The sequence below is a fragment of the Variovorax sp. 3319 genome, assembly GCF_031456585.1.
In the GTDB taxonomy this organism is placed as follows: Bacteria; Pseudomonadota; Gammaproteobacteria; order Burkholderiales; family Burkholderiaceae_C; genus Variovorax; species Variovorax paradoxus_P.
Genome location: NZ_JAVDUZ010000003.1, coordinates 1 through 24,527 on the forward strand (window position 1 = coordinate 1; position 24,527 = coordinate 24,527).

General features: G+C 64.5%; 23 protein-coding genes and 1 tRNA gene. 17 read left to right on the forward strand and 7 right to left on the reverse strand.

Going from position 1 to position 24,527, the window contains the following annotated elements; all coding sequences use genetic code 11:
- Window positions 1-175: 175 nt before the first annotated feature.
- Complete coding sequence (locus J2X67_RS07190) at window positions 176-1,876, forward strand: bifunctional protein-serine/threonine kinase/phosphatase (protein WP_309951828.1); 1,701 nt, start codon at window positions 176-178, stop codon at window positions 1,874-1,876.
- Window positions 1,877-1,893: 17 nt separating this feature from the next.
- On the opposite strand, the gene J2X67_RS07195 is transcribed toward J2X67_RS07190, so the two are convergent.
- On the reverse strand, window positions 1,894-3,159 hold the full coding sequence (locus J2X67_RS07195; RefSeq protein ID WP_309951829.1) for an MFS transporter: 1,266 nt from the start codon (window positions 3,157-3,159) through the stop codon (window positions 1,894-1,896).
- A gap of 257 nt (window positions 3,160-3,416) precedes the next feature.
- Here J2X67_RS07195 and J2X67_RS07200 point away from each other — a divergent pair, with 257 nt between their 5' ends.
- The gene (locus tag J2X67_RS07200; RefSeq protein ID WP_309951830.1) at window positions 3,417-4,709 is read left to right on the forward strand and encodes a type IV pili methyl-accepting chemotaxis transducer N-terminal domain-containing protein; all 1,293 of its coding nucleotides are present in this window, start codon (window positions 3,417-3,419) and stop codon (window positions 4,707-4,709) included.
- A 25-nt stretch (window positions 4,710-4,734) separates the two neighbouring features.
- Here the strand turns inward: J2X67_RS07200 and J2X67_RS07205 are convergent, their stop codons facing one another.
- The 4 genes from J2X67_RS07205 to J2X67_RS07220 all read right to left on the reverse strand — a co-directional run bounded on the left by J2X67_RS07205 (window position 4,735) and on the right by J2X67_RS07220 (window position 9,384).
- Window positions 4,735-5,544: an ABC transporter ATP-binding protein gene (locus J2X67_RS07205; protein ID WP_309951831.1), complete on the reverse strand. Its 810-nt coding sequence runs from the start codon at window positions 5,542-5,544 to the stop codon at window positions 4,735-4,737.
- Window positions 5,541-6,479, reverse strand: a complete 939-nt coding sequence (ntrB, locus tag J2X67_RS07210; protein ID WP_309951832.1) for a nitrate ABC transporter permease — start codon at window positions 6,477-6,479, stop codon at window positions 5,541-5,543. The genes J2X67_RS07205 and ntrB overlap by 4 nt, the downstream gene beginning before the upstream one ends.
- Window positions 6,480-6,501: 22 nt before the next feature.
- Window positions 6,502-7,746, reverse strand: a complete 1,245-nt coding sequence (locus J2X67_RS07215; RefSeq protein WP_309951833.1) for a CmpA/NrtA family ABC transporter substrate-binding protein — start codon at window positions 7,744-7,746, stop codon at window positions 6,502-6,504.
- Window positions 7,747-8,103: 357 nt separating this feature from the next.
- The gene (locus tag J2X67_RS07220) at window positions 8,104-9,384 is read right to left on the reverse strand and encodes a nitrate- and nitrite sensing domain-containing protein (RefSeq protein ID WP_309951834.1); all 1,281 of its coding nucleotides are present in this window, start codon (window positions 9,382-9,384) and stop codon (window positions 8,104-8,106) included.
- 76 nt (window positions 9,385-9,460) lie between these two features.
- Between J2X67_RS07220 and tsaD the strand changes: the two genes are divergently transcribed.
- The gene (gene tsaD / locus J2X67_RS07225) at window positions 9,461-10,522 is read left to right on the forward strand and encodes a tRNA (adenosine(37)-N6)-threonylcarbamoyltransferase complex transferase subunit TsaD (RefSeq protein WP_309951835.1); all 1,062 of its coding nucleotides are present in this window, start codon (window positions 9,461-9,463) and stop codon (window positions 10,520-10,522) included.
- On the opposite strand, the gene J2X67_RS07230 is transcribed toward tsaD, so the two are convergent.
- Both J2X67_RS07230 and J2X67_RS07235 read right to left on the reverse strand, forming a co-directional pair.
- Complete coding sequence (locus J2X67_RS07230) at window positions 10,458-11,216, reverse strand: alpha/beta hydrolase-fold protein (RefSeq protein WP_309951836.1); 759 nt, start codon at window positions 11,214-11,216, stop codon at window positions 10,458-10,460. The two genes, tsaD and J2X67_RS07230, sit on opposite strands and share 65 nt — an antisense overlap.
- A gap of 196 nt (window positions 11,217-11,412) precedes the next feature.
- A complete protein-coding gene (locus J2X67_RS07235) occupies window positions 11,413-11,784 on the reverse strand; it encodes an Hsp20/alpha crystallin family protein (RefSeq protein WP_309951837.1) in 372 nt (123 codons plus the stop codon).
- 121 nt (window positions 11,785-11,905) lie between these two features.
- Here J2X67_RS07235 and J2X67_RS07240 point away from each other — a divergent pair, with 121 nt between their 5' ends.
- From J2X67_RS07240 to nuoF, 14 genes are all read left to right on the forward strand, one after another.
- Complete coding sequence (locus J2X67_RS07240) at window positions 11,906-13,207, forward strand: branched-chain amino acid ABC transporter substrate-binding protein (RefSeq protein ID WP_309951838.1); 1,302 nt, start codon at window positions 11,906-11,908, stop codon at window positions 13,205-13,207.
- A gap of 12 nt (window positions 13,208-13,219) precedes the next feature.
- Complete coding sequence (locus J2X67_RS07245; RefSeq protein ID WP_309951839.1) at window positions 13,220-14,377, forward strand: pyridoxal phosphate-dependent aminotransferase; 1,158 nt, start codon at window positions 13,220-13,222, stop codon at window positions 14,375-14,377.
- Between the two features lie 115 nt (window positions 14,378-14,492).
- The gene (gene rpsO / locus J2X67_RS07250) at window positions 14,493-14,759 is read left to right on the forward strand and encodes a 30S ribosomal protein S15 (protein WP_007837783.1); all 267 of its coding nucleotides are present in this window, start codon (window positions 14,493-14,495) and stop codon (window positions 14,757-14,759) included.
- Window positions 14,760-14,974: 215 nt separating this feature from the next.
- Window positions 14,975-17,290 (forward strand): polyribonucleotide nucleotidyltransferase, encoded by a 2,316-nt coding sequence (pnp, locus tag J2X67_RS07255; protein WP_281146871.1) that lies wholly within the window; start codon window positions 14,975-14,977, stop codon window positions 17,288-17,290.
- Window positions 17,291-17,373: 83 nt separating this feature from the next.
- Window positions 17,374-18,372 carry an NAD(P)H-quinone oxidoreductase gene (locus tag J2X67_RS07260; protein ID WP_309951840.1) on the forward strand — a complete coding sequence of 333 codons (999 nt, stop codon included), beginning with the start codon at window positions 17,374-17,376 and terminating at the stop codon, window positions 18,370-18,372.
- Window positions 18,366-19,151: a triose-phosphate isomerase gene (tpiA, locus tag J2X67_RS07265; protein WP_309951841.1), complete on the forward strand. Its 786-nt coding sequence runs from the start codon at window positions 18,366-18,368 to the stop codon at window positions 19,149-19,151. The genes J2X67_RS07260 and tpiA overlap by 7 nt, the downstream gene beginning before the upstream one ends.
- A gap of 39 nt (window positions 19,152-19,190) precedes the next feature.
- A complete protein-coding gene (gene secG / locus J2X67_RS07270) occupies window positions 19,191-19,616 on the forward strand; it encodes a preprotein translocase subunit SecG (RefSeq protein ID WP_309951843.1) in 426 nt (141 codons plus the stop codon).
- A 117-nt stretch (window positions 19,617-19,733) separates the two neighbouring features.
- A tRNA-Leu gene (locus tag J2X67_RS07275) sits at window positions 19,734-19,818 on the forward strand.
- A 65-nt stretch (window positions 19,819-19,883) separates the two neighbouring features.
- The gene (locus J2X67_RS07280) at window positions 19,884-20,243 is read left to right on the forward strand and encodes an NADH-quinone oxidoreductase subunit A (protein ID WP_012748607.1); all 360 of its coding nucleotides are present in this window, start codon (window positions 19,884-19,886) and stop codon (window positions 20,241-20,243) included.
- 15 nt (window positions 20,244-20,258) lie between these two features.
- Window positions 20,259-20,738 (forward strand): NADH-quinone oxidoreductase subunit B family protein, encoded by a 480-nt coding sequence (locus J2X67_RS07285; RefSeq protein ID WP_012748606.1) that lies wholly within the window; start codon window positions 20,259-20,261, stop codon window positions 20,736-20,738.
- Between the two features lie 13 nt (window positions 20,739-20,751).
- The gene (locus J2X67_RS07290; protein ID WP_309951844.1) at window positions 20,752-21,363 is read left to right on the forward strand and encodes an NADH-quinone oxidoreductase subunit C; all 612 of its coding nucleotides are present in this window, start codon (window positions 20,752-20,754) and stop codon (window positions 21,361-21,363) included.
- A 1-nt stretch (window position 21,364) separates the two neighbouring features.
- Complete coding sequence (locus J2X67_RS07295) at window positions 21,365-22,618, forward strand: NADH-quinone oxidoreductase subunit D (protein WP_258507955.1); 1,254 nt, start codon at window positions 21,365-21,367, stop codon at window positions 22,616-22,618.
- 10 nt (window positions 22,619-22,628) lie between these two features.
- Window positions 22,629-23,186: an NAD(P)H-dependent oxidoreductase subunit E gene (gene nuoE, locus J2X67_RS07300; RefSeq protein ID WP_309951845.1), complete on the forward strand. Its 558-nt coding sequence runs from the start codon at window positions 22,629-22,631 to the stop codon at window positions 23,184-23,186.
- Window positions 23,186-24,526, forward strand: a complete 1,341-nt coding sequence (gene nuoF, locus J2X67_RS07305; RefSeq protein WP_409050471.1) for an NADH-quinone oxidoreductase subunit NuoF — start codon at window positions 23,186-23,188, stop codon at window positions 24,524-24,526. Before nuoE ends, nuoF begins: the two co-directional genes overlap by 1 nt.
- Window position 24,527 lies beyond the last annotated feature (1 nt).

The window sequence follows — 24,527 nt, forward strand, 5'->3', positions numbered from 1 at the left end:
TCGTACATGTCCGGGGCGAGCTTCAGCAGCTCTTCCAGCGTGCGCACGCCGGCCATGCCGTTGCCGACCATCACGAGCTTGGGTTTATTCATGGGTGGGGCCTTTCAACGTATCAAGCAAGGGAAGCACGCGGCGAGCGTGCAAAGCACGTGGAAAGCACATGGAGAATGGCGCCATGAGCTTTGAAGTGGACATCGGCTACAGCAGCCAGCGCGGGCCGCGCGAAGTGAACGAAGACTTTGCCGGTGCCGTCAACGCACCGCCGGGCGACGAGTCGCGCGGGCTCATTGCCGCCATTGCCGATGGCGTGTCCACCGGCGGACGCGGCCTGGAAGCGGCACAGACCACCGTGATGGGACTTCTGGCCGACTACTTCGCCACGCCCGCCACATGGGAGCCGACCGCTGCGCTCGACCGCCTGGTTGCGGCACAGAACGCCTGGCTCGCCGATCACAACCGCCGTCGCCAGGGCACCGCTACGGCGCTCACCACGCTCACGGCGCTGGTGCTGCATGGCCAGAGCTATACGCTGGCGCATGTGGGCGACACCCGCGCATGGCGCGTGCGCGTCGGCGGCGAGCCGGCCATGCCGCTCACGCAGGACCATGCCTTCGAGCATCCCGACATGCGCAGCCGGTTGACGCGCGCCATAGGCCTGGACGACCAGGTGCGTGTCGACTATGCGCAGGGCGACGTGCGCGTGGGAGATTGCTTCGTGCTCACGTCCGACGGTGTGCACGGCGTGCTCAAGCCGCAGCGGCTGGCCGCGCTCGCCTTGCAGGGCAGCGCCGAGCAGGCGAGCGAGGCGCTGGTGAATGCGGCGCTCGATGCCGCGACGCGCGACAACGCGACCGCTCTGGTCATTCGCGTGGTCGGCCTCGATCCGCGGCAACTGGACGACGAGCTTGGCGACGGACGCCGCCTGGCGCCGCCGCCCTTGCTGAAGGTGGGCGACGTGCTCGACGGCTACGTGGTCACCGCGCTGGTGGCCGACACCGGCGTGCACCTGCTCTACCAGGCGCGCAATGCCGCCACGCGCGAACTGGTGGCGCTCAAGACGCTGCACCCCTCGCGCGCCAGCGATCCGCAGGAGCGCGCGATGCTCGCGCACGAGGCCTGGCTGGGCCAGCGCGTAGGAAGCGGCGGTTTCGTGCGTGTGCACGAGCGTGCCGAGAACGCCAGCGCGCTCTACATCGTGTTCGACTGGCATGGCGGCCGCACGCTGGAGCAGATGCGCAAGTCCGGCAGCCGCGGTGCCGTCGCCGAAGTGGTTGCTGCTGCCATTCAGGTGACCAAGGCCCTGGGCCGGCTGCACCGCCACGGCGTGGTGCACCGAGACATCAAGCCGGGCAACCTGCATCTGGGCGACGATGGCCGGTGGCGCATTCTCGACTTGGGGGTGGCGCTGTCGGGCCGCGAAGGCGCGGCCCAGCGCGAGCTGCATGCGGGCACGCCCAGCTACATCAACCCCGAGCAATGGGAGGGCGCGCATGCCGACACCGGCAGCGACCTGTTCGCGCTCGGCGTTACGCTCTATCAGTGGCTTGGCGGGCACTTGCCTTATGGCGAGATCGAGCCCTACCAGGTGGCGCGCTACCGGCGCGACCCGGTCGCACTCTCGCGCCTGCGGCCCGATGTGCCCGTGTGGCTCGACCATCTGGTGCGCAAGGCCGTTGCGCGCGATCCGAGGGAGCGCTTCGAAACCGCCGAGGAAATGCTGCTTGCGCTGGAGCGGGGTGCTTCCCGCCCGGTCGGCGCGCCGCCCGCCACGCCGCTGATTCGCCGCGACCCGGCCGCGCTGTACAAGATCGCGCTCGCCGTGTCGTTGCTGTTCAACGCACTGCTCGTGGTGTGGCTGCTGTTTTTGCCACGCTGACGGCGAACGGGAAAGGGTCATGGCCGCGTCGCCTTCGGTGGAGCGGTGTACTTGGCTGGAGCAGGTGAGGGCGAGGTGCGTGCGCGGCCACCTTTTTCGGCCCAGGTGCGGGTCCAGCGGATCTGCATCACGCGCATCACGCCCAGCATGACGAGCGACAGCACGCCGAAGAACACGAAGCCCCACACGTAGCTGCCCAGGTATTGCTTCGACAGGCCCATGGCGTTGGGCACCAGGCCGCCGCCCAGCGCACCGATCTCGCCGATCATCGAACCGGCCACCGCGGTGCTGGTAGGCCAGCGCAGCGGCACCAGTTGAAACAGCGCGCCGTTGCCTGCGCCCAGCGCGGCAAAGCACAAGATCAGAAGCAGCGTGGTGAGTGCAAGAGAGGAAGACGAAATGCCCACCAGCACCAGCCCGGCGGCCACCACGAGCAGCACCACCGTGAGCGTGTTCACGCCACCCCAGCGGTCGGAGATCCAGCCGCCCACGATGCGTACCGCCGCCCCCATGAAGGCCGCCAGCATGGTGAGTTGCCCGGCCTGCACCTTGCTCACGCCGAACTGGTCGTAGTAGTAAGAGGGCAGAAAGGTCGTAAGGCCGATGAAGCCGCCGAAGGTCACGCCGTAGATCAGGCTGAACACCCAGCCGTCTTTCTCGAACAGGCAGGCGATGTGCTCGCGGAAGCTCGCATGGCTGTCGACGTCTGGCGGCTCCTTGGCGAACACCACCATCACCACCATCGGCACCAGAATGGCCGCGGCCGCCACGGCATACACCGCCTGCCAGCCGAGCCATTGCGCGAGCGGCGGTGCCACCAGCACCGACACCGCGGTGCCCACGTTGCCCGCACCCACCAAGCCCATGGCCAGGCCCTTGTGCTGCGGCGGAAACCAGCCCGAGCCCAGCGAAAGCGCCACGCCGAAGCTGGCGCCCGCAATGCCCAGCAGCACGCCCATGGCCAGCAGGTCGTTGAAGCTCTTCACGAAGAAGAAGCCGAACAGCATGGCCACGGCGATCATGCCCATCTCGACCATGGTGGCGTTCTTGCGGCCGATGTATTGCGAGAGGATGCCCAGTGGAAAGCGCATGAGCGCGCCCGCAATGATGGGCACCGACAGCATCAGGCCCTTTTGCGCGGGCGAGAGATCGAAGGTTTCGCCGATGAACGGCGCCATGGCGCCGTTGAGCACCCAGATGCAGCAGGAGAACGAGAAGTACAGAAAGGCCGCGAACAACGTCGGGCCGTGGCCTGAGTGCAAGAAGGTCCTGAAACTGGACATGGTGTTCAATCGTGCGAAATGCCGCGGCGCAGCCTGTGGAGGGCCGAGTCGACGGACGGGGTTGGGGCGGGGTGCCGGCAGCGGACGCTGTCGGCGTGGGGGTGCTTCCCGGCCATTGCGCAGCCAGGACGGATGCAGGAGCCTGCAGCCTCACCAAAGCGGTGCTTCGTTACACCGCAGCCCGATCGATGCAAGAGACGTGCCCGCGAAAACGCGCGGGCCTGGCCTATGCTTGTCGTGCCTTCAACCGCTTTTCCATGATGTCCCTTCTTGTCGTTCTGCCCAATGAATTCGCCGAGTCCGCGCCGCTGCCGGAGGCGCTCCAGCAGGCGCTGGCGAGCGCCGGCGTGGCCGCGGGCGAGCGAGCCACCTGCCACACGCTGGTGCAGAAGGTGAGCGCGCTTGCACCGCAACAGGTGATTGCCTGGCTGCCCGCGCCGGCGCAACAGTTGCAGGCATTGCTCGGTGCTCTCGGTGAATGGAAGGGCGTGCCCCCTTGTGCGCTGAGCCTTGTCAGCGCGCCGCTGGAAAGCGCGCAGCACGAGGCGTTGGTCGCGCTCGGTGTGCATGCATGGCTGCCGGTTGAAACTTTCAACGGCGCCTCGCTTCGCGCGCTGATGGTTCTGGCGCCCGTACGCCGGGAGCGCGAGGCGGCGCTCCGCACCGAGCTGGACGGCCTTCGCACGCGCATGGACGAACGCAAATGGGTCGACCGCGCCAAGGGCTTGCTGATGTCGTCCCGCGGCATCGGCGAGGACGAGGCCTTCGGCTTGCTGCGTGGGGCGGCCATGCACGCCAACCTGCGGCTCGGCGAGGTGTCTCGCTCGGTGATCGAGGCTGCGCAATGGGCCGACGCGATCAACCGCGCCGGGCAGTTGCGGATGCTGTCGCAACGGCTGGTGCGAATCGCGGCGCAGATGCTGGCCGGCATCGACGTGCAGCGCGCGCGCGTCTTGCGCACGCAATCGGTCGAGCGGGTGCAGCAGAACCTGGATCATCTGGCCGCCCTCGAGCTTGGCGCGCCGGGTGCGGGTGCGCTTGGCGACGTGCAGGCGGCCTGGAGCGGGCTTTCCGCCGCGCTGGCAGCGCGTGCGGTGCCGCAGGCGCTGGCCGATATCGACAGGCGTGGCGACGAGTTGCTGGCCGCAGCCGAGGCGCTGACCGACGCGCTCGAAGCCTCCGGCGCGCGGCGTGCGCTGCGCATCGTCAACATCTGCGGGAGGCAGCGCATGCGTGCACAGCGCCTGGCCAAGGATGCATTGCTTGCCTCGGCGCTTGCCGCCGGCACCTCGCGCGAGCGCCTGCTTCCGACGATGAACGAATTCGAGGCGGCGCTACTCGAACTGGAGCGCGCGCCGCTCAGTTCACCCGAGATCCGGGCGGCACTGGCGGCTGCGCGGGACGAGTGGCTGCGCCTTGTCGGAGGGGTGCAGGCACTCGAGAGCCCCGAAGGCCGGGCCACGCTGGTGCGGTCGAGCGAAGTGCTGGTCGACACTTTCGAGCGACTTACCGCCTGGTACGAACACAGCCTGCAAGTCATCATGTCCTGACTCCGGTTGCGCCCCGCTGTTGGTGTCAGGCGGCAACCTTCTCCACGTGCGCCTGGCGGGTGTAGAGAAAATCGATCACGGCCTTGCGGGCGTGCACGTAGACCGGGTCTTCGGCCAGTTCGACCCGGTTGCGCGGACGCGCGATATCGACCTTCAGCACCTCGCCGATAGTGGCGGCCGGTCCGTTGGTGAGCATCACGATGCGGTCGCTCAGCAGCACCGCTTCATCGACATCGTGCGTGACCATGACGACGGTGCTCTGGGTCTTCTGCACGATGCCGAGCAGTTCGTCCTGCAGTTTGGCGCGCGTGAGTGCATCGAGGGCGCCGAAGGGCTCGTCCATCAGCAGCACCTTTGGCTCCATCGAAAGCGCGCGTGCAATGCCCACGCGCTGTTTCATGCCGCCCGAGATTTCGCCGGGGCGCTTTTGCGCGGCGGGTGCAAGGCCGACCATCGCGAGCGCCGCATCGGTGCGTGCGCGCAACTGAGCCTTGTTCTCGGTGGCCGCAAAGACGCGCTCGACCGCGAGGTACACGTTTTCGAAGCAGGTGAGCCAGGGCAGCAGCGAGTGGTTCTGGAAGACCACCGCGCGCTCGGGGCCGGGGCCCTTGATTTCGCGGTTGGCGCACAGAAGCACGCCTTGCGTGGGCGCCGTCAGCCCGGCAATCAGGTTCAGCAGCGTCGACTTGCCGCAGCCCGAGTGGCCGATGAGCGTGACGAACTCGCCCTTGGCAACATTCAGGCTGACGCCCTGCAACGCAAGGAAGCTGCCCTTGGCGGTCTTGAAGCGCTGCTCGACATCGTGGATCTCGATGTACTTCGAATCATCATTCATGACTTCACCTCTTCGAACGTGAATGCGGTTGCAAGCTTGATGAGCGCGAACTCCAGCACCAGGCCGACAATGCCGATGACGAAGATCGCGATGATGATGTTGGCGACGTTGAGGTTGTTCCATTCGTCCCACACCCAGAAGCCGATGCCGACGCCGCCGGTGAGCATTTCGGCCGCAACGATCACCAGCCAGGCGGTGCCCACGGCCAGGCGTACGCCGGTCAGCATGTAGGGCAGCACGGCGGGAAAGAGGATCTTGGTGAAGATCTTCCATTCGCTGAGGTTGAGCACCTTGGCCACGTTCATGTAGTCGCTCGGCACGCGCTGCACGCCCACGGCGGTGTTGATGACCATCGGCCAGATCGAGCAGATGAAGATGGTCCAGATGGCGGCCGGGTTGGCGCCCTTGAACACCAGCAGGCCAATCGGCAGCCACGCCAGCGGGGACACGGGGCGCAGCAGGCTGATCAGCGGGTTGAACATGCGCGAGAGAAACTCGAAGCGGCCGATGGCAAAGCCCGCCGGAATACCGACCGCGGCCGCAAGCCCGAAGCCCAGCGCCACGCGCTGCAGCGAAGAGAGCACGTTCCAGCCCACGCCCTGGTCGTTCGGGCCCTTGCTGTAGAACGGATCGCTGAACACCGTGAGCGCCTGTTGCCAGGTGGCCATGGGCGAGGGAAAGCCGGTGGTGCTCTTCATGGCGACCAACTCCCAGATGAGCACCAGCAGGCCGAAGCCCGCGAGCGGCGGAAGCACGCGCATCCAGAAGGCGCGCAGGTCGATGGATGTGCGTTGCTTTTGCTCCCTCTTCACTTTGGCGAGTGGGGCAGGGAGGGAGGCGGCTTCGGCGCGGGGCGCACCCTCACCCCGGCCCTCTCCCGCACGAGGGAGAGGGAGCGAGGCGTCGAGGGGGGAATGGAAGACGGCGCTGACCATGGTGTGTTTCTCCTCTGGCGTCTCAAGCGTGGATCTTGAAAGAGTCGGCATATTTCTTCGGGTCCTTGCCGTCCCATACGGAGCCGTCGAACAGCTTGCTGGTGCGCATCACGTCCTTGGGAACGGGCGTCTGCGTAGCTGCGGCAGCTTGCTTGTAGATGTCGATGCGGTTGATCTCCGCGGCCACCTTCAGGTAGTCCGGATGCTCCTTCAGCAAACCCCAGCGCTTGTGCTGCGTGAGGAACCACATGCCGTCCGACAGGTACGGAAAGCTCACAGCGCCGCCGTTGTAGAACTTCATGTGGTTGGGGTCGTCCCAGCTCTTGCCCATGCCGTTGATGTAGCGGCCGAGGATGCGCTGGTTGATGGCATCCACGCTGGTGTTGACGTAGCTCTTGTCGGCAATGGTCTCGGCCATCTTGTTCTTGTTCTGCAGGCCGGTGTCGATCCACTTGCCTGCTTCGATGATGGCCGCGGTGACGGCACGCGCTGTGTTGGGGTACTTCTTGACGAAGTCGCCCGTGGTGCCGAGCACCTTCTCGGGATGATCCTTCCAGATGTCCTGCGTGGTGATGGCCGTTACGCCGATGCCGTCCATGATGGCGCGCTGGCCCCAGGGCTCGCCCACGCAGTAGCCGTCCATGTTGCCCACGCGCATGTTGGCCACCATTTGCGGAGGCGGCACGGTAATGTTCTTGACGTCCTTGAACGGATCGATGCCGGCCGATGCCAGCCAGTAGTAGAGCCACATGGCGTGGGTGCCGGTGGGGAAGGTCTGCGCAAAGGTGTATTCGCGCTTTTCGCTGGCGATGAGCTTGGCGAGCGAGGCGGCGTCCACGGCGCCCTTGTCGGCGAGCTTCTTCGACAGCGTGATGGCCTGGCCGTTGTTGTTGATGGTCATGAGCACGGCCATGTCCTTCTTGGGGCCGCTCAGGCCCAGGTGCATGCCGTAGACGAGGCCGTAGAGCACGTGCGCCATGTCCAGGTCGCCGTTGGAGAGCTTGTCGCGCACGCCGGCCCAGCTGGCTTCCTTGCTTGGCACGATCTTCACGCCGTACTTCTTGTCGATGCCCAGCACCGAGGCCATCACCACGCTGGCGCAGTCGGTCAGCGGGATGAATCCGATCTTCACTTCTTCCTTTTCCGGCTTGTCGGAGCCCTGGGCCCAGACGGCAGCGCGCAGGGCGGGATCGATTCCCACGGCGCCGATGGCGGCGGCTTGCAGTACGCGGCGGCGGCTGAGGCGGGTTTTCAGCAGGTCGGTCATGTGGCGGGCTCCGGTTGAGAACAACAACAAACAAAAGGAAAGACAAAAACAAAAAAGGCGTCCCGCACCGCGCAGGGGCTGCTCGAAAACGAGCCCTTGCGGGATGGGGGACGCCTTTGTCCAATTTCGGTGGGCAACACCCGCCGTTGGGTGCCACCTGCCTCGGACCCGAGGGTCCATGTACTGCTTGAGCAAGCTGCGTGCCAGCTTTGTCGGCCGCTTTTTGCTACCTCGTTGCTATCGAATAGGCAGCAAAAGAGTGGCTGCCAGTGGGCGAGAAGGTCATCTGAGACGGGAAGCGGGTGCGATGCACGTTTGTTGTGCGGCGCACCATTTCGAACGCATGAAGGCGGCTGTTCAGCGCCGCGATGTCGTGTCCAGCGGCAGGTAGTCGGCCATGGCCAGCATCGATTCGGCCACGTCCACCAATCGGCGCTTCTGGTTCATGGCGGTTTGCAGCAGCATCTTGTGTGCTTCGTTCTCGCTCATGCGGCGGTGTGCCATCAAGAGGCCCTTGGCGCGTTCGACCAGCTTGCGCTCGTTGAGCGAGGCACGAACCGTTTCGAGCTCTTCGCTCATGGCCTGCAGCCGGTGCGATTGCTCCTGCACCATGTCGAGCACCGAGCGTTCGAGGTGGCGGCCGTATTGGGCCGGTGCCGTGGCCTCGGTGCCGGCGTCGTCGAAGAAGACGGCGCCTTCCGCCTGCGGTGCGAGGGTGCCGAGCACTTGCTGGTATTTATGCAGTTCGCCGCGGGCCTGCGCGATCTTGCGGGCGCAGAGCTCCCGCAGGTCCGTTGCCAGCCGGTCTTCGACGGTCTTCATGGCGTCGATGCGGCGGGTGCAGCAGTCGAACCAGTTCTGGCTCAGCCGGGCATCGGGCGCGGCCCCCGAAGCCGCCTGGGCCGAGGTCACGCTCATGCGGCGCAGGCGCTCGATTTCGGCCATGACCGCGTCGGACTGGCTCTGGTGCCACAGCGCAAGCACGCCGCTGCTCGAAAAGTCGATGAACACCTGGAAGCAGCGCTCCTGCAGTTCGATGAGGTGCAGCCATTGCTGGCGCTGCGCCTCGTCGGTACGCCCCATTGCCAACGACGCAGCCCCGAAGGCGCGCTCCTGTCCGGCAAATTCCTTGCCCTGCATGAAGTTGAACATCGCGACCAGGAGGCGCGAGATTTCGGGGTCTGTGGCGCCATCAGCGGCCTCGAACACCACTGCCAGCAAGCCTGCGACCAGCTTGGCGAAAGCGGCCGTGGCCTGGGCTGGCGTCAATTCGAGCGCGCCGACGCGGCGGCGCAGCGCGGGCAAGCCATCCAGGCCGGGAAGCACCCAGGCGATGCGGCTGAAGAGGCGGGCGCTGTTGCCCGCGGTCGCGCCCGGGCGGCCTTCGGTTTCGAGCTGGTCGAATCCGGCGCGCACCTCTTGTTCGAGTGCCAGGCATTCGGCTATCTGCGGATCGCGCTGGTCGGCGAAGCGGCCCCCGCGAGAGGCCAGAAACACATTGGACATGCCGCGTTCCCGCTGCAGCGCATGAACGAGACGTGCGATCAGCCCGACCAGGTCGCTGGTGCGCGCGAGCTGGTCGAGCTCGTCGATTTCGCACTTTCTGGCGGCGATCAGGAAATTCAGTCCGGATTTCATGGTGGGAGGGAGAGGCAAAAGGCTTGCTGCAACATCCGTGCCGCACGGGCATTCCGCGCCGCCTACACTCCTGCGAATGCTTCTTCTGGGAATCGAATCATCTTGCGACGAAACCGGCGTGGCGCTGGTTGAAACGCACGGCGACGCGCTGCCGCTCTTGCGCTCGCACGCGCTGCACAGCCAGATCGCCATGCACCAGGCCTACGGCGGCGTGGTGCCCGAACTTGCCAGCCGCGACCACATCCGCCGCGTGCTGCCGCTGACCGAAGCGGTCATGGCGGAGGCGGGGCGCTCGCTGGGCGAGATCGACGTGGTTGCCTATACCCGCGGCCCGGGTCTTGCCGGGGCCTTGCTGGTGGGCGCGGGCGTTGCGTGTGCCCTGGGAGCGGCGCTCGGCAAGCCGGTGCTCGGGGTGCATCACCTCGAGGGGCACTTGCTGTCGCCTTTCCTGAGCGCGGATCCGCCGGAGTTCCCGTTTGTGGCGCTTCTCGTTTCGGGCGGCCATACGCAGCTGATGCGGGTCGACGGCGTGGGGCGCTACGAGTTGCTGGGCGAAACCATCGACGACGCTGCGGGCGAGGCTTTCGACAAGAGCGCCAAGCTCATGGGCCTGCCTTACCCGGGCGGCCCATGGCTGGCCAAGTTGGCGGAAGAGGGCAATGCCGAGGCGTTCAAGCTGCCGCGACCGCTGCTGCACAGCGGCGATCTGGATTTTTCATTCGCAGGGCTCAAGACCGCGGTACTGACGCAGGCCAAGAAGCTCGGCGACGGGCTGGAGGCGGCCAAGGCCGACCTTGCTGCGTCCACGCAAGCCGCCATCGTCGAGGTGCTGCTGAAAAAGTCGCTGGCTGCCCTTGGGCAAACCGGCCTCAAGCGGCTGGTGGTTGCGGGCGGCGTGGGCGCGAACCGAAGCCTGCGCGAGCAACTGAACGCCGCATGTGCCAGGCGCGGCGTGCGTGTGCACTACCCTGAGCTGCATCTGTGCACCGACAACGGCGCGATGATCGCAATGGCGGCCGCCATGCGGCTGCAGTCTGGCCTGGCGCAGGCCAGCGAACGCTATGCCTTCGACGTCAAGCCGCGATGGCCCATGGCTTCGCTGACGGCATCCGAGGCGCCGGGGCAGCTGCCCGCGTAGCAGCCGGGCGCTGCGAGCGGCCGAGCGAGGGCACCGGCAGCACGTCGAGCATGTTGCGCCACAGCTGGCGCCACTGCGGCCAGTCATGGCCGCCTTCGGTAGTGAAGACCCGGCCTTCGGGCAGCGCATCTGCCAGCAGCTTGTGGTTGCTTGCAAAGCGGTCGCTGAGGCCGAAGCCCAGATAGAGCTGCGGCAGGTTCTTGGACCTTTGGGGTTCCAGGTATTGCTGGAACCAGGGCCACAGCTTGCGATCGACTTCCTCGTCGGGTTGAGGCCCGGTGGGAGCCTGCCAGGTGCGCAGGCCGCCAGCCTTGTGTATTTCTGCGCCGAGGACGCGCCGCCCCAGGTAGGGCGCCAGCGCGACGATGCCATCGACCGAGCCGGGCCTGGACAACTCGTGGATCAGCGCGCCGAAGCCGCCGATCGAAATGCCCACGAGCCAGATCGATTTGTAGCCCTTGGCGCGCTGCGGCTCGATGACGTCCGCATGCAGGCGCTCGCTGAGGGTCTGGTCGTAGTAGTAGGAAACGTCGGCGTCCACCAGCAGTGAATCGGCGGCCAGGTGGCGCTCCTGGACTGCGCTGATGAAGCCTTCGCGCTCGAATTCGTCGGGTTTCAGATAAGCGCCTGGCAGGAAGACCAGGAGCGTATCGGACCGTTCATTGTCATTGGCTGACTTGAGGTGCGTGATCATGGCGTGCCTTAAGGGGCACCCGAATCCGCACCGTCAGCGATTCGGTGCGTCTGCGAGACGCCCACGAAGAAGAAAGAAGAAAAATGTGAATACGTCACATGATGTGACGTTAATCACTGTCCTATTGTGAATAAGGAGCGTCTTCAAAGTCAAAAACAATAGTTAACGACACTTTCTTCGCGTGGGCTTTGCAAGATCAGTTGATCTGCAGCTCGGAGACGCGGCTTGCCGGCACTTGCTTGCCCAGCTTCAGCGTGAGCACGCCGTTCTCGAGCTTGGCCTCGCTCGAGCTCACGTCGATGTCTTGCGGCAACTCGTAGGCCGCCTTGAACTGGCGCTTGGCTTCGGCCTTGCTTTCGATGCGGACCACGGCACCTTCGATGCCGATGGTGAGGTCTTCACGCGAAAGGCCGGGCACATCGACGGAGAGCGTCCAGCTCTTTTCGTCCTGTTCGACGAGCGGGGACTTGCGGGCGCCGGTGAAGGCTTCGTTGACGAAGCGCTCGAACGCGCGGTCGTACGAACGGGGAGCGAAGCGGGCGGTATGAAGGGTGGGGGCGAAAAACATGAAAGAACTCCTGAATGAACACAATGGGGACAAGAATGTGTGTCCCTTACACTGCGCGGCCATTCAAAGATGAGTGCCGCTTGCCACCACATCTAGGCGCGGCCGCAACCGTTTCAAGACAATGAATCCCCCCTTTATTTGGCGTCGCAAGGCCTTGAAATTTGCGGCGCTGGCGCTATGCGCGGCCGCCTTTGCCGCACCGGCGCAAACCTTGCCGCAAACGCCGCCGGCCCCCATCCGCCTCGCGCTCATCGAGAGCATGAGCGGCCCCTTTGCCAACACGGGCGAAGCGGTGTTTCGCAATCTGCTGTGGGCGGTGGAGCGCGTGAATGCGCGCGGCGGCGTCAAGCTGCCGGGCGTTCCCGGAGGCGCCCGGCCCCTGCAGCTCGACCGCTACGACAGCAAGGGGCAGAACGAAGAAGCGCTCTCGGCGCTGCGCGCAGCCATGGACGACGGCGCGCGCATCGTGCTGCAGGGCAACTCGTCGGCAACCGCCGCGGCCCTGGTCGACGCCATCGAGAAGAACAACGAGCGCGATCCCTCGCGCCGGGTGATCTTTCTCAACTACGCAGCGGTCGACCCGGTGCTCACCAACGAGCGCTGCAGCTTCTGGCACTTTCGCTTCGACGCGCATGCCGATATGCGCGTGGCCGCGCTGATGGATGTGGTGAAGGACGACGCAACGCTCAAGCGCGCATACCTCATCGGCCAGGACTACAGCTTCGGCCAGGCGGTGCTGCGCGAATCGAAACGCCAATTGGGCGTGCAGCGGCCCGATGTGGAAATCGTCGGGGACGAGTTGCACCCGATGGGCAGGGTGAAAGACTTTGCGCCCTACGCCAGCAAGATCATTGCAAGCGGCGCGCAGGCGGTGTTTACCGGCAACTGGGGCAACGACCTCACGTTGCTCGTGAAGGCCGCGCGCGAAGGCGGCTTCAACGGCACCTTCTATACCTTCTACGGCAACGCGCTCGGCGCGCCCGCCGCCATCGGCGATGCCGGCATTGGCCGCGTGATCGCCGTGGCCGACTGGTTGCCCAACGTGCAAACGGCGCAGTCGGAGGCGTTCTACCGTGCGTTCCGCGCGCGCTTTCCGAAGCCCGCCGACGACTACGTGCACATGCGCATGCAGTTGCTCGTGGAATCGCTGGCGCAAGCCATCGAGCGCGCTGGCAGCGTTGAGGCCGCCGCCGTGGCGCGCGCCCTCGAACAGGCCGACGTGAGCCTTTACGGCCAGCGCGGGCGCATGCGTGCTGCGGACCATCAGTTTCAGCAGCAGCTCGTGGTCGGCATGATGGACAGGCAGGGCAGGCCGGGCGTGCAGTTCGATGTCGAGGGTTCTGGCTACGGCTTTCGCGTGGTCAAGACCATTGCACCCGAACGTGCCGAACTGCCGACCACCTGCAAGATGAAGAGAAGCTAGGAAAACCAACACATGCGTGAAGCCATCCACAACCTCGAAGCCTCCAAGATCCGCGAGGTTGCCAATGCCGGTCTCGGCCGCGACGACGTGCTCGCCTTCTGGTTCGGCGAAAGCGACGAAGTCACGCCCGAAGTGATCCGCCAGGCGGCCATCGATTCGCTTCAGCGCGGCGAAACCTTCTACGCGCACAACCTCGGCTTGCCCGAACTGCGCGAGGCAATTGCCGGCTACACCAGCAAGCTGCATCCCAAGGTCGATGCTTCGCGCATTGCCGTGACCTCCGGTGGCGTGAGCGCGCTGATGCTCGCGGTGCAAGCGCTCGTCGACGCCGGAGACGAAGTGGTTGCAGTCACGCCGGTGTGGCCCAACCTCACGGCGCAGCCCGCGATTCTTGGTGCGGTGGTGCGCACGGTATCGCTGGTGCCTGCCGATGGCGAATGGACGCTCGACCTTGCAGCGTTGCGCAAGGCGGTTACGCCGAAGACCAAGCTCTTGATCGTCAATGCGCCCAACAACCCGACCGGCTGGACCATGACGCGCGAAGAGCAGCAGGCCGTGCTCGACCACTGCCGCGAAACCGGCACCTGGATCCTGGCCGACGAGGTGTACGAGCGGCTCTACTTCGAGCCCACGTCTAACGGTTGCGCACCGAGCTTTCTGGACATTTCAAAGCCCGACGACCGGCTGGTGGTGACGCACAGCTTCTCGAAGAGCTTTCTCATGACCGGTTGGCGCCTTGGCTGGCTGGTGCTGCCGCCGGCGCTGGTCGAAGGCATCGGCAAGCTGATCGAGTTCAACACCTCGTGCGCGAGCGTTTTTACCCAGCGCGCCGCCGTTGCCGCCATCGAGCACACCGCGGAGATCACGCCTCGCGTGGTCGCCCACCTGAAGCAATGCCGGGACACGCTGGTGCCGCTGCTGGCGGCCCTGCCCGGCGTGCAGGTGGCTCCGGCCAAGGGCGGCATGTACGCCTTTTTCCGGCTCGAAGGTTTCGGCGACTCCCTCGCACTTGCCAAGCGCCTGGTCGTCGAGGCCGGCTTGGGCCTGGCCCCCGGAAACGCATTTGCCCCTGAAGCGCAGGGATGGCTGCGCTGGTGCTTCGCTTCGAAGGACCCGCAGCGCCTTGTGCAGGGCGTGGAGCGCCTTAAAACCTGGCTATCCAGACAGTAAACGCGCAAGTCCGGGGCGAGCTATAATCCCGAGGCTTTGCATGCCGCAAGGCGCACGGTGAGGGCAGTTCCAGCGCTCACCGCAAGTCAAACATCCCGGAACAAGGAAATTCAACATGATCGCAGCCTCCATCAAGGCCGAAGTCGTCAAAGACAACGCCCGCGCCGCCAACGATACCGGTAGCCCCGAAGTGCAAGTTGCACTGCTGACCGCCCGCATCAACGAGCTCACCCCCCACTTCAAGACGCACGCCAAGGACCACCATGGCCGTCGCGGCCTGCTGCGCATGGTGAGCCGTCGCCGCAAGCTCCTGGACTACCTCAAGTCCAAGGATGCCGACCGTTACACCGCGCTGATCGCCAAGTTGGGTCTGCGCAAGTAAACCGAATCGCATGAAAAAACGCCTGGGTTAGTCCGCTAGCTCAGGCGTTTTTTACTTCGCGATCCACTTTCGGAGTGCCAAAACAGAGCGAAGCTGTGTCATTCCAATGAAGTTCCCGCTGAGCTTCGCTGGAATGGCATCGTGTTCTGAGAAGCCTCCGCCCCTGCGAAACCTGTGATGCATGCAGGTCAATCGCTATCAAAACAGGAGCAAATATGAGCCTCTTCAACAAAGTCACCAAGTCCTTCCAATGGGGCGACAAGACTGTCGTCATGGAAACCGGTGAAATCGCCCGCCAGGCCAGCGGCGCCGTGGTGGTCGACATCGACGGAACCGTGGTCCTTGCAACCGTGGTGGCCTCCAAGTCGGCCAAGCCCGGCCAGGACTTCTTTCCCCTGACCGTCGACTACATCGAGAAGACCTACGCTGCGGGCAAGATCCCCGGTAGCTTCTTCAAGCGCGAAGCCAAGCCCAGCGAGCACGAAACCCTCACCAGCCGCCTGATCGACCGTCCGATCCGCCCGCTGTTTCCGGAGGGTTTCCTGAACGAAGTGCACGTGGTCATCCACACGCTGTCGCTCAACCCTGAAGTCGACGCCGACATCGCCGCCATGATCGGCGTGAGCGCCGCGCTGTCGATCTCCGGCATTCCGTTCAGCGGCCCTATCGGCGCTGCGCGCGTGGGCTATATCAACGGCCAGTACGTGCTGAATCCGGGGCAGACCGCCCGCAAGGATTCGCAGATGGACCTCGTGGTTGCCGGTACCGAAGCCGCCGTGCTGATGGTCGAGTCCGAAGCGCAGCAACTCAGCGAAGAGATCATGCTGGGCGGCGTGGTGTTCGGCCACGAACAAGCCAACATTGCGATCAACGCGATCCATGAACTCGTGCGCGACGCCGGCAAGCCGGTGTGGGACTGGCAGCCGCCGGCCGAAGACGAAGCCTTCGTCGCCAAGGTCAAGAGCCTGGCCGAAGAAAAGCTGCGCGCCGTCTATCAAATCCGTAGCAAGCAAGCCCGCACGCAAGCCCTGCGCGAAGCCAATGCCAGCGTGATGAACACGCTGAAGGAAAGCGGCGAACCCTTCGACGCCGGCAAGGTCAACGACCTGCTGTTCTCGATCGAATCGAAGATCGTCCGCAGCCAGATCCTGTCGGGCGAACCCCGCATCGACGGCCGCGACACGCGCACCGTGCGCCCCATCGAAATCCGCAACTCCGTGCTGCCGCGCACCCACGGCTCGGCGCTGTTCACGCGCGGCGAAACGCAGGGCCTGGTCGTGACCACGCTCGGCACCGAACGTGACGCACAGCGCATCGACGCGCTGGCTGGAGAGTACGAAGACCGCTTCCTGTTCCACTACAACATGCCTCCCTTTGCCACCGGTGAAGTGGGCCGCATGGGCTCGACCAAGCGCCGCGAAATCGGCCACGGCCGCCTGGCCAAGCGCGCGCTCGTCGCCGTGCTGCCGACCAAGGAAGAGTTCCCGTACACCATTCGCGTGGTGTCGGAAATTACCGAGTCGAACGGCTCCTCGTCGATGGCTTCGGTCTGCGGCGGCTGCCTCTCGATGATGGACGCCGGCGTGCCGATGAAGGCGCACGTGGCCGGCATCGCCATGGGCCTGATCAAGGAAGACAACCGCTTTGCGGTGCTGACCGACATCCTGGGCGACGAAGATCACCTGGGCGACATGGACTTCAAGGTGGCCGGCACCACCAACGGCATCACGGCGCTGCAGATGGACATCAAGATCCAGGGCATCACCAAGGAAATCATGCAGGTCGCACTGGCGCAGGCCAAGGAAGCGCGCATGCACATCCTCGGCAAAATGCAGGAAGCAATGGGCGAAGCCAAGACCGAGGTGTCGCAGTTCGCCCCCCGCCTGACCACGCTGAAGATCAACCCCGAGAAGATCCGCGACGTGATCGGCAAGGGCGGTGCGGTCATTCGCGGCCTGCAGGAAGAAACCGGCACGACGATCAACATCGACGAAGACGGCACCATCACCATCGCTTCGACCGACCCGGAAAAGGCCGAACTGGCCAAGAAGCGCATCGAGCAGATCACCGCTGAAGTCGAAATCGGCAAGGTCTATGAAGGCCCGGTTACCAAGATCCTCGATTTCGGCGCGCTCATCAACCTGCTGCCCGGCAAGGACGGCCTGTTGCACATCAGCCAGATCGCGCACGAACGCGTCGAGAAGGTGACCGACTACCTGAGCGAAGGCCAGATCGTGAAGGTCAAGGTTCTCGAGACGGACGAAAAGGGCCGCGTCAAGCTGTCCATGAAGGCCCTGAGCGAGCGCCCGGCGGGCATGGAGTTTCAGGAACGTGCACCGCGTGAAGACCGTGGCGATCGCGGTGATCGCGGCGGCGAACGCCGCGAGCGTTCGGACCGCGGCGACCGTGGTGGTGACCGTGGCGGCGAACGCGCTCCTCGTTTCAACAACGAGCAGCAGCAACCGCGCAACGAGCAGCCGCAGGCGCCCGCCGGCGAGCAGCCGTACGCACCGCGCGAATCGCAAGAGTAAGAAGGGCGCAACGGCAGCTCTGCCGTTGCCGACTTTTTTGATCGCCAACCACGCCCGGACACGGGCGTTGCAAGCCAAAGACCATGAAAGCCATTGAAATCACTTCGTACGGCGCCCCTGAGGTGCTGCGCGCCGTGGAGCGTCCCGATCCGGTGGCCGGCGTGGGCGAACTGTTGATCCGTGTTGCAGCCAGCGGCGTGAACCGTCCGGACGTGTTGCAGCGCAAAGGACACTACCCGGTGCCTCCGGGCGCCTCCGACTTGCCGGGCCTCGAAGTGGCCGGCGAGATCGTGTCGGGCGACGCTGCGGCGCTGGCCGAAGCGGGTTTCAAGATCGGCGACCGCGTCTGCGCGCTGATTGCCGGCGGCGGCTATGCCGAGCTGTGCGTGGCGCCTGTGGCGCAGTGCCTGCCAGTGCCCAAGGGATGGAGCGACATCGAGGCGGCTTCGCTGCCCGAGACCTTCTTCACCGTCTGGAGCAATGTGTTCGATCGGGGCCGTCTGCAAAAGGGCGAAACCCTTTTGATCCAGGGCGGCTCGAGCGGCATCGGCGTAACGGCGATCCAGGTTGCCAAGGCGCTGGGCGCGACGGTGATCGTCACGGCCGGAAGCGACGACAAGTGCGAAGCCTGCAAGAAGCTGGGCGCGGACCACGCCATCAACTACCGCACGAGCGATTTTGCCGAAGAGGCGAAGAAGCTCACCGGCGGCAAGGGCGTGGATGTGATCCTCGACATGGTCGCGGGCGACTATGTGGCGCGCGAGATCGAATGCATGGCTGAAGACGGCCGGCTGGTGATCATTGCGGTGCAGGGCGGCGTCAAGAGCGACTTCAATGCGGGGCTGGTGCTGCGCAAGCGGCTGGTGATTACCGGCTCAACGCTGCGTCCGCGGCCTGTGGCGTTCAAGGGCGCCATTGCCAAGGCGTTGCGCGAGAAGGTCTGGCCGCTGCTCGAAAGCGGCGCGGTCAAGCCCGTGATCCACAGCACCTTTGCAGCAGGCGGCGAACCCAGCGGCGCGGCGCAGGCGCATGCGCTCATGGAATCCAACCAGCACATCGGCAAGATCGTGCTGACATGGTGACGGGCAACAACACGATGACAACCAAGAAGAAGCTGATCGCCGGCAACTGGAAGATGAACGGCAGCCTGGCTGCCAACGAATCGCTGGTGAACGCCTTGCTGCAAGGCCTGGCCGCGGCTCCGGCCGCGTGCGATGTCGCGCTTTGCGCACCGGCTCCGTATTTCGCCCAGTTGCAATCGCTGCTGGCAAGCTCGAAGGCCGTGGCGCTGGGCGCACAGGATATTTCAGCGCACCCGCAAGGAGCGTTCACCGGCGAGCAATCGGCGGCCATGCTGAAGGAGTTCGGTGTGCGCTATGCCATCGTCGGCCATTCGGAGCGGCGCCAGTATCACGGTGAAACCGACGAAGCGGTGGCGGCCAAGACGGCAGCTGCCCTGGCGAACGGCATCACGCCCATCGTCTGCGTGGGTGAAACGCTGGCCGAGCGCGAAGCGGGGCGCACCGAAGAAGTGGTCAAGCGCCAATTGGCCGCAGTGATCCACGTCAACGGCCACTGCATCAGTGAGATCGTCGTGGCGTACGAGCCCGTCTGGGCCATCGGCACCGGCAAGACGGCCACGCCCGAGCAGGCGCAGGCGGTGCACGCTGTGCTGCGTGCGCAACTGCACCATGCCGCCAGCGAACACGCGGCCGGCATCTGCATTCTTTACGGCGGCAGCATGAACGCAGCCAATGCCGCGCAGCTGCTGGCGCAGCCAGACATCGACGGCGGCCTCATCGGCGGCGCTTCGCTCAAGGCGGCTGACTTTTTGCAGATCATTTCCGCTGCCGCTCGCTGAACGCGAGGGGCGGCTGCATCAAATTAGGAGTAAGAACGAATGAATGTGGTCCTCAATCTTTTGGTCGGCGTGCAGATGCTGTCGGCCCTTGCAATGATCGGGCTGATCCTGATCCAGCACGGCAAGGGCGCCGACATGGGTGCGGCCTTCGGCAGCGGCAGCGCGGGCAGCCTGTTCGGCGCCAGCGGCAGCGCGAATTTCCTTTCGCGCACCACGGCTGTCCTGGCAGCGGTATTCTTTGCATGCACGCTGCTGTTGGCTTATTTCAGCCATGCACGGCCTGTGGGTGGCGGTAGCCTGCTTGAGCGCGCCGCTGTGGGTGCACCAGCTTCGCCCGCTTCCGGTGCCGCAGGGCAGATTCCCGGGCAGATTCCCGCGGGTACGTCGGGCGCGGCGCCGGCCAATGCGCCTGCCTCGGCTCCTGTAGCACCTGTTTCGGGCCCGGGCCAGATCCCGAGCAAATAATCAAGTTGTTTTCATGGAGTCGTTGGTAAGAAACGGCTTCATTTCAGGGTAAACTCTAAAGCTGTTCGGAAAGCCAAACACCTTCACAGGTACCTCATGCCATCCGAACAAAAAACCGCGGTCGTGGTGAAATTGGTAGACACGCTATCTTGAGGGGGTAGTGGCGAAAGCTGTGCGAGTTCGAGTCTCGCCGACCGCACCAAATCTCACCGGCAGAAAACCTCGTCCAGAGTGTTTCTGCCGGTGGCAAGCGGTGAAAATCTCCCGATGAACCTCGATTCCTATCTCCCCGTCCTTTTGTTTATTTTGGTCGGTGTCGGTGTAGGTGTCGCACCGCAAGTCATCGGCTACATCCTGGGTCCCAATCGGCCCGACGCAGCGAAGAACGCTCCCTACGAGTGTGGCTTCGAGGCCTTCGAGGATGCGCGCATGAAATTCGACGTGCGCTATTACCTCGTCGCCATTCTCTTCATCCTGTTCGATCTCGAGATTGCCTTTCTCTTTCCGTGGGCCATTGCGCTCAAGGAAATCGGCGCCGTCGGCTTCTGGGCCATGATGATCTTTCTCGCCATCCTCGTCGTGGGCTTTGCCTACGAGTGGAAAAAAGGCGCGCTCGACTGGGAATGACAAGGAATCATCAAAATGGCCATTGAAGGCGTCATGAAGGAAGGCTTCGTCACCACCACCTACGACTCGGTGGTGAACTGGGCGAAGACCGGATCACTCTGGCCGATGACTTTCGGTCTGGCTTGCTGTGCTGTCGAAATGATGCACGCAGGCGCAGCTCGCTATGACATCGACCGTTTCGGCATGCTGTTTCGGCCCAGCCCCCGCCAGTCCGATCTGATGATCGTGGCCGGCACGCTGTGCAACAAGATGGCGCCCGCTCTGCGCAAGGTCTACGACCAGATGCCCGAGCCGCGCTGGGTTCTTTCCATGGGCTCCTGCGCCAATGGCGGCGGCTACTACCACTACAGCTATTCGGTGGTGCGAGGCTGCGACCGCATCGTGCCGGTAGACGTCTATGTGCCTGGTTGCCCGCCCACTGCCGAAGCCTTGCTTTACGGTGTGATCCAGCTGCAGCAGAAGATTCGCCGCACCAACACCATTGCCCGCGCCTGAGAGATTGCCGACGATGACCGACTTTGCAATATCGCCGGAGGTGCTGCGCGCCACCATCGCTGAAACCCTGGGCGCCAAGGCCAGGAGCGTGACGATCGCGCTCGACGAGGTGACCGTGGTGGTCGGCGCTGCCGACTACATCGAAGCGGCCACCCTGCTGCGCGATGCGCCCGGCTGCCGCTTCGAGCAACTGATCGACCTTTGCGGCATGGACTATTCCGACTACCGCGAAGGCGAGTGGCAGGGTGATCGGTACTGCGTCGTCACGCACCTGCTTTCCGTAAGTCTCAACCAGCGTGTGCGCCTCAAGGTGTTTGCGCCTAACGAAGACCTGCCGGTGGTCGATTCGCTCCAGCCTGTGTGGAATGCCGCCACGTGGTTCGAGCGCGAGGCCTTCGACCTCTACGGCATCGTGTTCGAAGGGCACGACGACCTGCGCCGCATTCTTACCGACTACGGTTTCATCGGCCATCCGTTCCGCAAGGACTTCCCGGTGTCGGGTCATGTCGAGATGCGCTACGACGAAGAGCAGAAGCGCGTCATCTACCAGCCGGTTTCCATCGAGCCACGGGAAATCACGCCGCGCGTGATTCGCGAAGACAACTACGGCAGCGGTTTGCACTGATATGGCCGAAATCAAGAACTACACACTCAACTTCGGTCCCCAGCATCCTGCGGCGCACGGCGTGCTGCGCCTGGTGCTCGAGCTCGACGGCGAAGTGATCCAGCGCGCCGATCCGCACATCGGCCTGTTGCACCGCGCAACCGAAAAGCTCGCCGAATCGCGCACCTTCATCCAATCGCTGCCGTACATGGACCGCCTCGACTACGTGTCGATGATGTCCAACGAGCATGCCTATTGCCTGGCGATCGAGCGGATGATGGGCCTCGAAGTGCCGATCCGCGCGCAGTACATCCGCGTGATGTTCGCCGAGATCACCCGCCTGCTGAACCACCTGCTGTGGCTCGGCGCGCACGGCCTCGACTGCGGCGCGATGAACATGCTCATCTATTGCTTCCGCGAGCGTGAAGACCTGTTCGACATGTACGAAGCTGTTTCCGGCGCGCGCATGCATGCGGCTTATTTCCGTCCGGGCGGCGTCTACCGCGACCTGCCGGATGCAATGCCGCAGTACAAGGTCAGCAAGATCAAGAACGCAAAGGCCATCGAGAAGCTCAACGAGAACCGGCAGGGCTCGCTGCTCGACTTCATCGACGACTTCTGCAAGCGCTTCCCGAAGATGGTCGACGAGTATGAAACGCTGCTCACCGACAACCGCATCTGGAAGCAGCGCACCGTGGGCATCGGCGTGGTCACGCCTGAGCGCGCGCTGAACCTCGGTTTCACCGGCCCCATGCTGCGTGGCTCGGGAGTTGAATGGGATCTGCGCAAGAAGCAGCCCTACGACGTCTACGACCAGATGCAGTTCGACGTGCCGGTCGGCAAGACGGGCGACTGCTACGACCGCTACCTGGTGCGCGTTGAAGAAATGCGCCAGGCCAACAAGATCATCCAGCAGTGCTCGGCATGGCTGCGTGCCAACCCAGGCCCGGTCATCACCGACAACCACAAGGTCGCTGCACCCGCACGCGAATCGATGAAGGCGAACATGGAGGAACTGATCCACCATTTCAAGCTCTTCACCGAAGGCTTCCATGTGCCCGAAGGCGAGGCCTATGCCGCCGTCGAGCACCCGAAGGGCGAATTCGGCATCTATCTCGTGAGCGACGGCGCCAACAAGCCGTACCGCCTGAAGATCCGTGCGCCCGGTTTCCCGCACCTCGCCGCCCTCGACGAAATGTCGCGCGGCCACATGATCGCCGACGCTGTCGCGGTGATCGGCACGATGGACATCGTGTTCGGCGAAATCGACAGGTGAGAAAGAGCGAATGACGACTTCCTCGACCCACCATGACACGGCGCCTACGGCGCCTTCTGCTCCTCTGAAGCCCGCGATTCTCGAGCGCTTTGCACGCGAGGTCGCCAAGTACCCCGAAGCGGGCAAGCAGTCGGCCGTGATGGCCTGCCTGGCCATCGTGCAGCAGGACGAAGGCTACGTGAGCATCCAGCGCGAGCGCGAGATTGCCGAATACCTCGGCATGGCGCCTATCGCCGTGCACGAAGTCACGACCTTCTACAACATGTACAACCAGCATCCGGTGGGCAAGTTCAAGCTCAACGTGTGCACCAATCTGCCGTGCCAGCTGCGTGACGGCGTCACGGCGCTCGTTCACCTCGAGAAGAAGCTCGGCATCAAGATGGGCGAGACCACGGCCGACGGCATGTTCACGCTGCAGCAGAGCGAATGCCTGGGCGCCTGCGCCGATTCGCCCGTGATGCTGGTCAACGACCGCACCATGTGCAGCTTCATGAGCAACGAAAAGCTCGACCAGCTCATCGACGGGCTGCGCTCGTCCACTGGAACCGCCAAGGGGGAGGCCGCATGATGTCGCCCGAACAAGTGCTCCAGCAATTCCAGGCCACTGGCGTCCAGACCTGCTTCCATGACCGCCACATCGAGCCGCAAATCTATGCCGGCCTCGACGGCACCAACTGGCGCCTGGCCGACTACGAAGCGCGCGGCGGCTACCAGGCGCTGCGCAAGATCCTCACCGAGGGCCTCACGCCCGACCAGGTGATTGCGGAAGTGAAGGCCTCGGGCCTGCGCGGCCGCGGCGGCGCAGGCTTTCCTACCGGCCTGAAGTGGAGCTTCATGCCCCGCCAGTTTCCGGGCCAGAAGTACCTCGTCTGCAACTCGGACGAAGGCGAGCCGGGTACGTGCAAGGACCGCGACATCCTGCAGTTCAACCCGCACATCGTGATCGAAGGCATGGCCATCGCCGCGTATGCAATGGGCATCAGCGTGGGCTACAACTACATCCACGGCGAGATCTTCCAGAGCTACGACCGCTTCGAGGAAGCCCTCGAAGAAGCGCGCGCTGCCGGCTACCTTGGCGACGGCATCATGGGCAGCACGTACAACTTCCAGTTGCATGCCGCCCACGGCTTCGGCGCCTACATCTGCGGCGAGGAAACCGCGTTGCTTGAATCGCTCGAAGGCAAGAAAGGCCAGCCGCGCTTCAAGCCGCCGTTTCCGGCCAGCTTTGGCCTCTACGGCAAGCCGACCACCATCAACAACACCGAGACTTTCGCGGCGGTGCCCTGGATCATTCGCAACGGCGGCCAGGCCTACCTCGAGTGCGGCAAGCCGAACAACGGCGGCACCAAGATCTATTCGGTGAGCGGTGACGTCGAGTTGCCCGGCAACTACGAAGTGCCCATGGGCACGCCGTTCTCCAAGCTTCTTGAGCTGGCCGGTGGCGTCCGCAAGGGGCGCACGCTCAAGGCGGTGATTCCCGGTGGATCGTCGTCGCCCGTGCTGCCCGCCTCGATCATGATGGAATGCACGATGGACTACGACTCCATCGCCAAGGCCGGCTCCATGCTGGGTTCGGGCGCGGTCATCGTCATGGACGACAGCCGGTCGATGGTCGAGTCGCTCCGGCGCCTTTCGTACTTCTACATGCACGAATCGTGCGGCCAGTGCACGCCTTGCCGCGAAGGCACGGGCTGGCTGTACCGCGTGGTGGACCGCATCCACAACGGGCAGGGCAGGGCGTCCGACATGGACCTGCTCAACTCCGTGGCAGACAACATCCAGGGCCGCACCATCTGCGCGCTCGGCGACGCAGCGGCCATGCCGGTGCGCGCCATGATCAAGCACTACCGTCACGAGTTCGAGGCCCTGATTCCGGGTTACGTCCCGAAGGCACCGGTCCAAGCCTGAG